The organism is Sphingomonas sp. P4_D12 (genome assembly GCF_056401895.1).
Window position 1 is genome coordinate 397375 of record NZ_JBFUIL010000002.1, and the last position, 12371, is coordinate 409745.

The 12371-nt window shown below is 64.8% G+C and carries 16 protein-coding genes; 11 read left to right on the top strand and 5 right to left on the bottom strand.

Annotated features, from left to right (window positions below):
• The first annotated feature begins 1 nt into the window (after position 1).
• Entirely contained in the window at positions 2–1147 is a 1146-nt protein-coding gene (locus tag AC1DSD_RS04410; protein WP_478028720.1) for a DSD1 family PLP-dependent enzyme, read from the top strand.
• Between the two features lie 36 nt (positions 1148–1183).
• Here the strand turns inward: AC1DSD_RS04410 and AC1DSD_RS04415 are convergent, their stop codons facing one another.
• Positions 1184–2479: a M20/M25/M40 family metallo-hydrolase gene (locus AC1DSD_RS04415; protein ID WP_478028721.1), complete on the bottom strand. Its 1296-nt coding sequence runs from the start codon at positions 2477–2479 to the stop codon at positions 1184–1186.
• Between the two features lie 206 nt (positions 2480–2685).
• Between AC1DSD_RS04415 and AC1DSD_RS04420 the strand changes: the two genes are divergently transcribed.
• Entirely contained in the window at positions 2686–2874 is a 189-nt protein-coding gene (locus tag AC1DSD_RS04420) for a hypothetical protein (protein ID WP_478028722.1), read from the top strand.
• A gap of 9 nt (positions 2875–2883) precedes the next feature.
• On the opposite strand, the gene AC1DSD_RS04425 is transcribed toward AC1DSD_RS04420, so the two are convergent.
• Positions 2884–3339 (bottom strand): universal stress protein, encoded by a 456-nt coding sequence (locus tag AC1DSD_RS04425; RefSeq protein ID WP_478028723.1) that lies wholly within the window; start codon positions 3337–3339, stop codon positions 2884–2886.
• Positions 3340–3481: 142 nt separating this feature from the next.
• On the opposite strand from AC1DSD_RS04425, the gene AC1DSD_RS04430 reads away from it, so the two are divergent.
• The 6 genes from AC1DSD_RS04430 (at position 3482) to AC1DSD_RS04455 (ending at position 8736) form a co-directional block, all read left to right on the top strand.
• On the top strand, positions 3482–4771 hold the full coding sequence (locus AC1DSD_RS04430) for a pyruvate dehydrogenase complex dihydrolipoamide acetyltransferase (RefSeq protein ID WP_478028724.1): 1290 nt from the start codon (positions 3482–3484) through the stop codon (positions 4769–4771).
• A 10-nt stretch (positions 4772–4781) separates the two neighbouring features.
• On the top strand, positions 4782–4994 hold the full coding sequence (locus AC1DSD_RS04435) for a hypothetical protein (RefSeq protein ID WP_478028725.1): 213 nt from the start codon (positions 4782–4784) through the stop codon (positions 4992–4994).
• A gap of 56 nt (positions 4995–5050) precedes the next feature.
• A complete protein-coding gene (locus AC1DSD_RS04440) occupies positions 5051–5386 on the top strand; it encodes an acyl-CoA thioesterase (protein ID WP_066816801.1) in 336 nt (111 codons plus the stop codon).
• Positions 5383–5763: an acyl-CoA thioesterase gene (locus tag AC1DSD_RS04445; RefSeq protein WP_478028726.1), complete on the top strand. Its 381-nt coding sequence runs from the start codon at positions 5383–5385 to the stop codon at positions 5761–5763. Before AC1DSD_RS04440 ends, AC1DSD_RS04445 begins: the two co-directional genes overlap by 4 nt.
• 50 nt (positions 5764–5813) lie before the next feature.
• Positions 5814–7211, top strand: a complete 1398-nt coding sequence (gene lpdA, locus AC1DSD_RS04450; RefSeq protein WP_478028727.1) for a dihydrolipoyl dehydrogenase — start codon at positions 5814–5816, stop codon at positions 7209–7211.
• A gap of 115 nt (positions 7212–7326) precedes the next feature.
• Entirely contained in the window at positions 7327–8736 is a 1410-nt protein-coding gene (locus tag AC1DSD_RS04455; RefSeq protein ID WP_478028728.1) for a hypothetical protein, read from the top strand.
• Here the strand turns inward: AC1DSD_RS04455 and AC1DSD_RS04460 are convergent.
• Positions 8733–9185 carry a GFA family protein gene (locus tag AC1DSD_RS04460; RefSeq protein WP_478028729.1) on the bottom strand — a complete coding sequence of 151 codons (453 nt, stop codon included), beginning with the start codon at positions 9183–9185 and terminating at the stop codon, positions 8733–8735. The genes AC1DSD_RS04455 and AC1DSD_RS04460 overlap by 4 nt on opposite strands.
• 57 nt (positions 9186–9242) lie before the next feature.
• Here AC1DSD_RS04460 and AC1DSD_RS04465 point away from each other — a divergent pair, with 57 nt between their 5' ends.
• A complete protein-coding gene (locus tag AC1DSD_RS04465) occupies positions 9243–9707 on the top strand; it encodes an MAPEG family protein (protein WP_478028730.1) in 465 nt (154 codons plus the stop codon).
• 10 nt (positions 9708–9717) lie between these two features.
• On the opposite strand, the gene AC1DSD_RS04470 is transcribed toward AC1DSD_RS04465, so the two are convergent.
• Positions 9718–10206, bottom strand: coding sequence for a bactofilin family protein (locus tag AC1DSD_RS04470; protein ID WP_478028731.1), 489 nt, complete (start codon positions 10204–10206; stop codon positions 9718–9720).
• Between the two features lie 55 nt (positions 10207–10261).
• Positions 10262–11020 (bottom strand): hypothetical protein, encoded by a 759-nt coding sequence (locus tag AC1DSD_RS04475; protein ID WP_478028732.1) that lies wholly within the window; start codon positions 11018–11020, stop codon positions 10262–10264.
• Between the two features lie 366 nt (positions 11021–11386).
• Between AC1DSD_RS04475 and rpsL the strand changes: the two genes are divergently transcribed.
• Together rpsL and rpsG are read left to right on the top strand one after the other, a co-directional pair.
• Positions 11387–11758 (top strand): 30S ribosomal protein S12, encoded by a 372-nt coding sequence (gene rpsL, locus AC1DSD_RS04480; protein ID WP_022691828.1) that lies wholly within the window; start codon positions 11387–11389, stop codon positions 11756–11758.
• Between the two features lie 66 nt (positions 11759–11824).
• Positions 11825–12295 carry a 30S ribosomal protein S7 gene (rpsG, locus tag AC1DSD_RS04485; RefSeq protein ID WP_478028733.1) on the top strand — a complete coding sequence of 157 codons (471 nt, stop codon included), beginning with the start codon at positions 11825–11827 and terminating at the stop codon, positions 12293–12295.
• Positions 12296–12371 lie beyond the last annotated feature (76 nt).

Below are 12371 nucleotides of genomic sequence, written 5' to 3' on the forward strand. Positions count from 1 at the left end.
TGTGAACGACCAGGAACTGCATGCCCATCTGATCGGCCGCCAGGGTTCGCGCCATGATCTCAACACCCCGGTGCTGGTGCTCGATCTTGACCGGCTGGACAGCAATATCTCCCGGATGGCGACGTTCGCGGCTGCTCACGGACTCAAGCTTCGTCCGCACGCGAAGACGCACAAGAGCGTCGATATCGCCAAGCGCCAGATCGCGGCGGGCGCAATCGGGCTGTGCTGCGCCAAGATCGGCGAGGCCGAAGCGCTGGCCGATGGTGGCATCACCGGGCTGCATATCACGTCGCCGGTCGTGCCGGCGCCTGCGGTCGATCGGCTCGCAGCGCTCAACCTGTGGTCGGCGGAGCTGATGACCGTGGTCGACAACCCCGACAATGCGCGCGCCATCGCGCAGGCGGTCGAGCGGGCAGGGAACGCCAAATTGTCGGTGATCATCGACGTCGATCCCGGCATCCACCGCACCGGCGTTGCCTCGCCTGAGGCCGCGGTCGAACTGTTCGATACGATCCGCGCGCTACCCGCGCTCGTCTATCGCGGCGTGCAATTCTATTGCGGCTCGCACCAGCATATCCATGCCTATGCCGAGCGCGAAACGGCGATGCGCGAGCGCGCCGATTATCTCCGCACCGTCATCGCCGCGCTTGCCGAGGCCGGCGGCGCGCCGGAGATCGTCACCGGAGGCGGGACGGGGACGCACCGCATCGATGCCGGCCTCGGCATCTTCACCGAACTCCAGGTCGGCTCCTACATTTTCATGGACGACGAATATCTCGCCTGCGATCTGACCGGGGAAGAGGGCGTACCGATCCCGTTCGAGACCTCGCTGATGATCGACACCAGCGTGATCAGCGCCAACACGCCGGGTCTCTTCACGCTCGACGCCGGGATCAAGTCGATGGCGACCGATGCGCCGCTACCCTCGGTGGAAGCCGGGGCTCCCGACGGCGCGCGCTTCTTCCTGATGGGCGACGAACATGGCGCGGTCCTGACCCTGCCAGGCTCGCTCGTGCTCGGTGATCGCGTCTCCCTCCGCACGCCGCACTGCGACCCGACAGTCAACCTGTACGACAATTACCATGTCGTGCGTGGCCAGACGCTCGATGCCATCTGGCCAGTTTCGGGGCGGGGGCGGTCGCGGTAGCTTAAACCGTTCGGTTCGGGGAGGGATCGCCCCGGCTTATCGCCGCGGCGCAGGTCCGGCGAACGTCACCAGACTTTCCGACCCGTCGGCGGCCACTGCCGACACGCCGACGAAATTGTCGTCAATCGGAACGTTCTTCAGCACCAATTCGGTGGCGCCGGGAACATCGCGGCTCGTCGTCCAATTCTGTGTGTCGGCGCGGCGCCAGTGCACGCGATATTTCACCGCGCCGTTGACCGGCTGCCAGCGCACCGTCGTGTCACGCGACAAGGCGCCCTGGACCGTCACGCCTTCCGGCGCAGCAGGCGCGGCGGCGAGCCGGCGGATCGTCGCGATGTTGATCGCCGCCACCTTGGCCAGATAGGCGAAGTCCATCTTGTCGATCGTGTCGCCATAAGCGACGCCGTTTTCGCTCCGGACATATTGGTGCTGTCCGTCCCAGCGTTCAGCGGCGACAGTGAAGCGCACCGCCGGGTAGCCGAGTTCGAGAAAGGGCAAGTGATCGCCGCCGCGCCCGAAGCGGTCTGGACGGCGCACGATGAACGCGTCGAGCCCGCCGGGAATGCCCGCCGCGACCTGATCGATCGTTTTGGCCAGCGCGCGGCTGGGGCCGTCATCCTCGCCGCCGTTCATCCGTCGCGCGAGATCGCCCTTCAAATCCTCGCTCTCGCGAATACCTTCGGAGAATACCCGCACGCTCTTGTTGGCGACCACGCCGTCCTTGCCGATCGAATTGCCAACGATGTCGTTGTTGAGCATTGCGGTGACCTGCCAGCCGCGGTCCTTGGCGGTATCGGCGAGCAGCTTGCCGCCCCACAACCCCTGTTCCTCGCCGGAGAACACCGCATAAACGATCGTCGCACGGAACTTGCGCTTCGACAGGATGCGCGCCGACTCCAGAACGACGGCGACGCCCGACGCGTCGTCATTGGCTCCCGGCGCGTCGGCCTTGGCATCCATGACGTCGCCGACGATCGAATCGATATGGCCGCCGACGATGACCACGCGACTTGGGTCGCTGCCTTTCTGAATGCCCAGCACGTCGACGATGTTCACGCCGTCGGGCGCGCGCGGCCCGGAGAAATTGCGCGCGATCGTCTCGCTCGTCAGACACCCGCCGCAGGCCGCGCTGATCGCATCGAACTGCGTTTTCGCCCAAGCTCGTGCTGCACCGATGCCGCGTTTCGGGTCATTGGGATCGGACAGCGAGTGTCGTGTCCCGAACCCGACCAGCGTGCTGACGGTGGTTTTCATCCTCAGTGCGGAGGGCTGCTCGACCGCGGGAGCTGCGGAAACGAGCGCGAGCGGGGCGAGCATCAGGGTTTTGCGCATGCGGCAACGTGACTCGATGCCACCGTTCGCGCAACGAAATTAGACACTGAATAACGTAGCTGCGCAGGCGTGATGCTGAGGAACGCGATCGTCGAGTCCTCGCCCAAATTTTCGGGACAACGTGAATAATATTACGCAACGCCTGCGAAACGGTTGGCACTTACATAGTTAAGATACGTTCGCTTCAATAACAGGAGGTACGCGTGATGGCCGCGGAACGCGTAGTCGCGTTCGGGTTTCTGACGAGCAGAGACCTGGAATTGTTGGGCAGTGGTTTCAATCGCCATTTCCCGGTGGCGAACGACGACTTATTCGCCGAGTTGATTGACCAGCTCGATCGGATCGAAATCGAGCCGGCGGAGCGCGGTATTATTTTGCGGACCCGGGATCGGTGATCACGACGTTCAGCTGAGCCGGTCGATCGCCTCGCGATCTAGGCTTCCCGGAATCACCATGATCGGGACCGGCAGCGTTCCCGCCTCGCTTCCCGCAAAGTGGCTGACCAACGGCCCGGGCGATCCGCTCGGCGCCGCGCCGAGCACCAGTGCCGCGATTTCCGGATTGCCTTCGATCGTCTCGCGAATGACCTTGGGCGCATCGCCTTGCTTCAGCGTGATCGCCGGTTTCAGTCCCGATTCCTCGAACAACGTACCCGCCGCGCCTGCAATGATCGCTTCGGCGTGCTGCCGGGCTTCGGCCTCGATTGTCGCCTGGACGCCGCCAAAGGCGATGAATTCCTGCGGCTCCATGATCGACAGGATCTCGACGCCTCCGCCGGTCTTGACCGCGCGCCGCGCCGCAAAGCGCAACGCGACTTCGGCTTCGGGACTGTCGTCGACCACCACCAGATAGATGCGCATGCGCGCCCGGCTCCTCTCGTTCGTGCGATAGGTGACGCGGAACGCACGCCTGCGCAAGCACCTCGGTCTTGACCCGAAGCGTGCCGGGCGCGAAGGAGCCGCTTCACAGTCCGCCTCCCCAGGACGCCCGAGAGGACGCAGAATGCCCATCGAGATCAAGATGCCCGCGCTTTCACCGACCATGGAGGAGGGCACGCTGGCAAAATGGCTGGTCAAGGCCGGCGACACCGTCAAGTCGGGCGACCTGATGGCCGAGATCGAAACTGACAAGGCGACAATGGAGTTCGAAGCCGTCGACGAAGGCGTCATTGCCGAGATTGTCGTTCCCGAGGGCACCGACAATGTGAAGGTCGGTCAGGTCATCGCGATCCTTGCGGTCGAGGGTGAGGATGCCTCCGCCGCCAAGGCTGCGCCCAAGGCCGATGCGCCGAAAGCGGAAACTCCGAAGGCTGACGCTGCTCCTGCTCCGTCGCCGACTCCCGCAGCTCCTGCCGCGACACCCGCTCCAGCATCCGCGCCCGCAGCTTCGGGCGACCGCGTCAAGGCGAGCCCGCTCGCGCGCCGCGTCGCGGCTGAAAAGGGCGTCGACATCGCATCGGTGACTGGCTCGGGGCCCAACGGCCGCATCGTTCGCGCCGATGTCGAGGGTGCGAAGCCCGGCACCGCCCCGGCAGCCACCGCTGCCGCGCCGGCAGAGGCAGCGGCTGCGCCGGCACCGGCCAAGCCCGTCGCGATCCCCGATATCCCCCACGAGGCGACCAAGCTGTCGAACGTGCGCAAGACGATCGCGCGCCGCCTGACCGAATCGAAGCAGCAGGTCCCGCATATCTATCTGACCGTCGACATCCGTCTCGACGCGCTGCTCAAGCTGCGCGCCGACCTCAACAAGAGTCTTGAGTCGCGCGGCGTGAAGCTCTCGGTCAACGACCTGCTGATCAAGGCGCTCGCCGCTTCGTTGATCCAGGTGCCCAAGTGCAACGTGATGTTCACGCCCGACCAGTTGATCAGCTTCCAGCGCGCCGACATTTCCGTCGCGGTCTCGACTCCCTCGGGCTTGATCACGCCGATCATCACCCATGCCGATACCAAGGGCGTCGCGGCCATCTCGACCGAGATGAAGGACCTCGCCATGCGCGCCCGCGACAACAAGCTAAAACCCGAGGAATATCAGGGCGGCACCGCGTCGATCTCGAACATGGGCATGTTCGGGATCAAGCAGTTCGAGGCGGTGATCAATCCGCCCCAGGGCATGATCATGGCGATCGGCGCTGGAGAGAAGCGTCCGTACATCATTGACGATGCGCTCGGCGTCGCCACCGTGATGTCGGCGACCGGCAGCTTCGATCATCGTGCGATCGACGGGGCCGACGGCGCTGAGCTGATGCAGGCGTTCAAGGCGCTGATCGAAGCACCGCTCGGCATGCTTGCCTGAGGCACGGACGATGTCCGCGCGGACTCTTGCCGAGGCGTGTTACATGGTCGCCAGCGCGATCGTGACTTACCTCATCACCGCGACGGCGGCGTGGGGCTATCCGCAGGGCGGGGCGACGATCTGGCCGATCGGCCTGGTCGCGATGGCGTTCGTGATCGGTTTCGGATTCAAGCCGTTCCTCCTTTCGTGGCGAGCCGACCGTGCCGGGCGGCGCGACGCGTGAGCGCCTCTGCCTCGTTCACTCCGCCGGCGCGTGATCCCGCGATCCGGGTCACGGCGATGCCCGCCGATGCCAATGCCTATGGCGACATTTTCGGCGGCTGGCTGATGAGCCTGATGGACTCCGCCGCCGGACTGGTCGCCGCGCGCCACTCGCACGGCCGTGCCGTCACCATCGCGATGGACGGCATGCAGTTCCACGCTCCGGTCCATATCGGCGACGAAGTGTCGGTCTATGCGCAACTGGCCAAGGTCGGGCGCACGTCGATGACAATCGATGTCGAATGCTGGGCGCGCGATCGCCACCGCGACGATCACCGCAAGGTGACCGAGGCGCGCTTCACGTTCGTCGCGATCGATCAGGACCGCAAACCGCGGCCGGTGATCGTGGAATGAACGGCGCGCCGGTCTCTCCGCCCGAACGCATGCCCGATATCCGCGTGACGGTGATGGCCGCCGACGCCAATCCCTATGGCACCGCGTTCGTCGGCTGGCTGTTCGGCCAGATGTCGCTCGCCGGCGGCAGCCTAGCCTCGCGCCGTACCGGCAAGCGCGCGCCGGTGGTCGCGGCCGACGGCTTCAAATTCCTGGCACCGGCCGATATCGGCGACGAATTGTCTGTCTGGGCCGAAGTGGTGGGCGAGGGGCGCACCTCGCTGACCATCACCACCGAGGCCTGGAAGCGCGACCGTCATGGCGAGGCGATCGCCAAAGTTGCGGAAGGGCGGTTCGTGTTCGTCGGCGTTGGTGATGTTCGCCAGGACATGGTCTGATGCCTCCGCGCTTCCCATATAATCTTCGATACTAAGCAAGGATCTCCCCAGTGGCTGAAACCTACGACCTCATCGTCCTCGGCTCCGGACCCGGCGGCTATGTCGCGGCGATCCGAGCGGCACAGCTCGGGCTCAAAACCGCGATCGTCGAGCGCGAATTGCTCGGCGGCATCTGCCTCAACTGGGGGTGCATTCCGACTAAGGCGCTGCTGCGCTCGGCCGAAATCTATCATTATATGCAGCATGCCAAGGACTACGGGCTGGTCGCCGACAAGATCAGCGCCGATCTCGACGCGGTGGTGAAACGCTCGCGCGGTGTCGCCAAACAGCTCAATCAGGGCGTCACGCACCTGATGAAAAAGAACAAGATCACCGTCCACATGGGCACCGGCAAGCTGACGGGGAAGGGCAAACTGACCGTCACCGCGGAGGACGGCAAGACGACCGAGCTGACCGCGAAGAACATCATCGTCGCAACCGGCGCGCGTGCCCGCGACCTGCCGTTCGCCAAGACCGACGGCAAGCGCATCTGGACCTATCGCCACGCCATGACGCCGAGCGAAATGCCGTCGAAGCTGCTGGTCATCGGCTCGGGCGCGATCGGTATCGAGTTCGCCAGCTTCTACAAAGACATGGGCGCGGACGTTACCGTGGTCGAGATGCTCGACCGGGTAGTCCCGGTCGAGGACGCGGACGTTTCCGCCTTCCTCGAAAAGGCGCTCAAGAAGCAGGGCATGACGATCATGACCAAGGCTGGCGTCGACAAGCTCGACGTCACTGCCAGCGGCGTGAAGGCGTCGATCAAGGACAAGGACGACAAGGTCACGACCGCCGAGTTCAGCCACGTCATCGTCGCGATCGGCATCCTGCCCAACACCGAGAATATCGGCCTGGAAGAATTGGGCGTGAAGACTGACCGCGGCCACATCGTCACCGACGGCACCTGCAAGACCAATGTCGACGGCATCTACGCGATCGGCGACGTGACCCAGCCGCCCTGGCTGGCGCACAAGGCGAGCCATGAAGGCGTGATCGCGGTCGAGGCGATCGCCGGCAAGCATCCGCACGCGATGGACCCGCTAAACATCCCCGGCTGTACCTATTGCCATCCGCAGATTGCCAGCGTCGGCCTGACCGAAGCCAAGGCCAAGGAAGCCGGCTATGAGGTGAAGGTCGGCAACTTCCCCTTCATCGGCAATGGCAAGGCGATCGCGCTGGGCGAGGCCGAGGGTTTCGTGAAGACGGTGTTCGATGCCAAGACCGGCGAGTTGCTGGGCGCGCACATGATCGGCGCCGAGGTGACCGAACTGATCCAGGGCTATACGATCGGCAAGACCGGCGAACTGACCGAGGCCGAGTTCATGGAAACGGTGTTCCCGCACCCGACCTTGAGCGAGATGATGCACGAGAGCGTGCTCGGCGCCTACGGTCGAGCGCTGCATATCTGAAGCGACCCGCCCCGCGGGTGGAATCTTCGCGGTCGCGGACCAGCCGGGGCGAGGTCGCGCTCAAACCCCGCCGCTAGGAGTCGCGTCGCCGCGCGCGATGTGCTGATCTGTGTAGATGGGGAAATCGGGTCGATTCTGGCCCTTATGGGCGGCATTGCTACTCGCGGCGACGATGATCGCGGCGGGATGGCCGGGGCTCGCCCAATATGACAGCGTCGAGCAATTCCGGCAGGTATTGAGCGGCCGGTATGATGACTGGCATCCGCCAGTCATGGCGCGACTCTGGTCGCTGCTCCATGTCCTAGGCGGCGGCGCCGGCCCGATGATGGCCCTGCAGATTGCGCTTTATTGGCTGGGGCTCGGCTTGATCGCCGGCGGATTGGCGCGAACCGACCGTCCGCGCGCAGCGGTGCTGGTATTGGCAATCGGGGCGCTCCCTGGAGTCGCGGTGTGGCAATGGGCCGTGCTCAAGGACGTTCAGATGGTTGCCGCGATACTGGCGGCGGTCGGGATCGTGGGATGGTGGCGCCTTCGCGGTAAGCGCGTGCCGCTGGTCGCCGTGGCGATCGCGATCCTCCTGTTGGGCTATGCGACATTGGTCCGTGCCAATGCGTTGTTCGCGACCGTGCCGCTGGCGGCGATGCTGCTGCCGCGTGGAGGCTGGCCAGCGCGGCTGTTGCTGGCGTTCGCGGGGATAGCCGCGATTGTCGCGCTGACCCCGCTGATCGACGCCGACCTGTTTGGCGCAGCACCGAGTGGCGTGCGCACGACCGAACCGCTGTTCGATCTCGCGGCGATCGCGGTGCGTACCGGGGATACTGACGCGACCGGGATCGATCCGGCGGGAATCGCGGCGCTGCGGCGCGGCCGGTGCGTGAAGACCTATTTCTGGGATACGCTGGGCGATGGCCCATGCGGGGACGCAATCGAGGATCTGGCGTCCCAGCCGGTCGGCGCGATGTATCAGCAACTTGCTTATGCCGCGATCCGCCATCCGGTGGCCTATGCCGAGCATCGACTGGCGCATTTCAACATGACGCAGCGTTGGCTGGTTGGCCGGGGGCTGATGGACGCTTGGCCGCCACCGCGATCCCAGCCCAATAGGCAGGGGCTCGGTGATCCCGGGCTTCTGGCATCATGGTGGGTCGAAACGACTGAGGCGCTGGCGGACACGCCGCTCAGCTGGCCGATCGTCTGGCTGGGGCTCGCCGTGGCCGCATTGGTCGAGGCGCTAGGGCGTGCCGCCTCGCCATTACGCGATCTGGCATTGGCTCTGGCGATATCCGCGCTCGCGCTCGAGACGAGCTTCGTTGCGATCAGTATCGCGGCTGATTTGCGTTACCATTTGTGGCCGATGATCGCCGCGCCGCTCGGTGTCATCCTGCTGTTCGCCGAAACGCGGCCGCCGCGGCGTATGCTGGTCGCGAGCGCGCTTCCACTGGCGCTGGTGATCGCAAGCGGCATAACCGCGCGAGCTATCCTGCCGCTCGCGCCGAACGGCTATCCAGAGATGTTGGCGAGCTAAAGCCTGGCGAATTCGGCGAGCAAGGGCTGATACTCTTCCATCGACGGGAATTGCGCGTACGAATGCGGCGCATCGACCAGCGCCCAGGGCAAGGCCTCGCTGGTGTAGCTCTGGACGAATGGCGTAACCCAGCTCGGATCGTCCAGCATCGTCGCGCGCACGTTGACGAACCCCATGTCGGGCTCGAAATCGGTATAGACCCAGCTCTTGCAGCGATCGCAGTGCTGATGGTGCAGCCGTTCGCCATGCAACCCGCCGATCACCGTCTCGCCCTTGATCAGCTCGAATCCCCCGCGCGGCACTGCAACGCTGGTCGAATAGGCGCCGCCGGTCATTTTCTGGCATCCGGTGCAGTGGCAGATTGCGGTGAACATCGGCGGCGCACTGATCCGGAAGCGAACCTCGCCGCAGCGGCATCCTCCCTCCATCGGCAATGTCCACTTCGCCATTCCATTCCTCCATGCCTTGGGGCAGCCTGATCCTAACAAATAAGGGGAGCAAAGAGGATGCAGACTTTCGCGATCTTGTGGCCGGCGATCGCGCTCGCGGCGCTCAGCTTCGTGGTGATGGTGTGGGTAGCGGTCGCACGGACCGGTCACATGAAGAGAAACCCGCCGCGCCCCGACGATCTCGCGACGGGCGAAGCGGCGATGCGCTATTTCCAGCCGGTCGAGATGCCCGCGAACAACCTCCGCAACCTGTTCGAAGCGCCGGTGCTGTTCTTCGCCCTTATCCCGCTATTGCTGATCACGCATCAGGCCGGCCATGCGCAGGTGGCGCTCGCCTGGGTCTATGTCGCGCTGCGCGTGGTCCATAGCATCGGCCACGTCGTGCTGCGCAAGGTGTCGGTCCGCGCACCCGCTTTCTGGGTGTCGGTGCTCGTGCTGATGGCGATGTGGATCGGCTTCGCGATCGATATCGCCGGCGCCCAAACCGCTTATGACGCGGCGATCGACAACATGACGATCTAATCGCAGGGAGTCAGGCTGCTTCCTCTTCGCTCGGCGCGTCGATCATCTTGAATTCGCGCGGCGCGCCCAGCACCGGCGTGACCGTCGCAGCCGCCGCGGCGGCCTGCGCGGAGAAATGCTTCAGGCGACCGTCGACATGGGCGCCGGTTTCAAGCGAGATCGTCTCGTATTCGACATCGCCGGTGATCCGCGCACCCGCTTCGACCGTCAGTTGGCGGATCGACACCGCGCCCTCAATCCGACCGGCGATGCGCGCATTCTCGGCGCGGACCTGGCCCTGGATCAGCGCCTCGCTTCCGACGACCAGGCTGCCACAATCGAGATCGCCCTCGATCCGTCCCTCGATGTGCAGATCAGCCGAAGCGCGGACATTGCCGGTCACGACGACATCGGGACCGATCACCGAGAAGCCGGCACCCGAGCTGCCGTTGGTCCGGCGCGCCGTGGCGGCCGCGGGCTGATAGGTCGACGCCGGCGCGTTGTCCCGCTTGTTGAACATCCCATACCCCCTTTGCGAATCCCGAGTCTCGCGCGCCAGCCTAGCGAACTCCGCATCAGGCGGGATAGGCGCGAAACGGGTTGAGCGGCAGGCCGTTGTCATTCGCGGGCGAGACGAGGAACTGGCGGCCAAGTAGCAGAGTGGCGCCAATCATCGGAACCGCGCCTGCCATCGCCCACGCCTCCATTCCGGTTAGATGGCTGGCCAGCCCGAGCATCGTTCCAGTGACGACCAGGGCAGCGACCGTCCAGGATCGCCGGTCCTCGAGCAGAAGCGCGGTCAGCACGGCGAGCGCGGTGACCGGGAGGAAGCTGTTCCAGTGCATGCCGGGCAGCAGCCCGACCAGGATCAGGCTTGTCGCCGTGCCGTTCGCCACCAGGTCGCGATCGCTTGGGCGGCGCCACGCGAAGCGCGCGGTCAGCCAGGCGGCAGCGCCGATGCCCGACGCCAAAGCGAGGCCGGCAAAGGGCAGGTGATTGATCCAGGGCATCGCCTGAAGGATCGCCCATACCGACGGCGCATCGTTCGACAGCCGCGGCGATGCGCCGGCCAGGCCAACATAGACTGTCGACAGATCGGTCCAGGGCAGCCCAGCGAATCGAAGCGCGGTCACGGCGAGCAGGAAGGTAAGGGGAGCGATCAACCAGAGCCGAAGCGCCCGCCGTGCGATGAGGAAACCGACCATGAGCGGCAGCAACGTCGCGTTGATCGGGCTGCTGGCAATGGCGAGGCCGGCGAGCGCCAGCATCATCGCATAAGGCGCCGGCCTGCCTGCACCCGCCATAACGGGAATGTGGATGCCGTCGCGTTGCATGGTGGCGTCTTACGGTGCGTCGGTTAGCGCTCGGTAAAGGCGAGTTCGGAAGAGGCGGCTGGCGCCCTTCGCCAAATCGAATTATCGCCTCGATATGGACTGGGGTGGCCGCCGGATGGCTGTCGCGATTGCCGCCGCGGGCTCGGATTGCTCTTTCACCCCCCGTTGACCGTTTCCGACTCCCCGTCTATAGGCGCGCCCGCTCACTCGGCAGTTTTGCCGCGCGAGTAAGAGCTGAACGTTGCCGGAAGACACGGACCCGGGAAGCCGAAAGGCGCTCCCTCGGTCCTTTTTCGTATTCGCTAACAATGGCTCCCGGCAAAGTAACCGCCAGACGTCTCTGGTAACATAAAGGTGAAGGGCTTCATGCCGACGATTAACCAGTTGGTCCGCAAGGGCCGTGATCCGCAGAAGGCCAAGTCGAAGGTCCCTGCGATGGAGCAGAACCCGCAAAAGCGCGGCGTCTGCACCCGCGTCTATACGACGACTCCGAAGAAGCCGAACTCGGCTCTGCGCAAGGTGGCCAAGGTTCGCCTGACCAACCAGCGCGAAGTCATCAGCTACATCCCCGGTGAAGGCCACAACCTTCAGGAGCACTCGGTGGTTCTGATCCGTGGCGGCCGTGTGCGCGACCTTCCCGGTGTGCGCTACCACGTGCTCCGCGGCGTGCTCGACACGCAGGGTGTGAAGGATCGCAAGCAGAGCCGTTCGAAGTACGGCGCGAAGCGTCCGAAGTAATCACACAGCCAGAGTAAGCCCCGGACGGGTTCCGGATCGGCTGAAGTTTGTAAAGGAAAGTTCAAGATGGCTCGTCGTCGTCGTCCCGAAAAGCGGGAAATCCTGCCTGATCCCAAGTTCGGGGATGAGGTTCTGTCGAAATTCATGAACAGCGTCATGCTGGACGGTAAGAAGTCGGTCGCCGAAGGCATCGTCTATACCGCGCTCGACACCGTCGAAGCCCGCGCCAAGAAGGACCCGCTCGCGGTGTTCCACGAAGCGCTCAACAACATCAAGCCGGGCATCGAGGTCCGCAGCCGCCGCGTCGGCGGTGCGACCTACCAGGTTCCGGTCGACGTTCGTCCGGAGCGTGCTCAGGCGCTCGCGATCCGCTGGCTGATCACGGCCGCGCGTTCGCGCTCGGAAAACACCATGTCGGCTCGCCTGTCGGGCGAACTGCTCGACGCGTCGAACAACCGCGGCAACGCGGTCAAGAAGCGCGAAGACACCCATCGCATGGCCGAAGCGAACCGCGCTTTCAGCCATTATCGCTGGTAATAAGACTGGATCGGCCGGTTCCGCTGCGGCGGGGCCGGTGATCTGGCATTGGTAATTTAATTACCTACATAGCGGG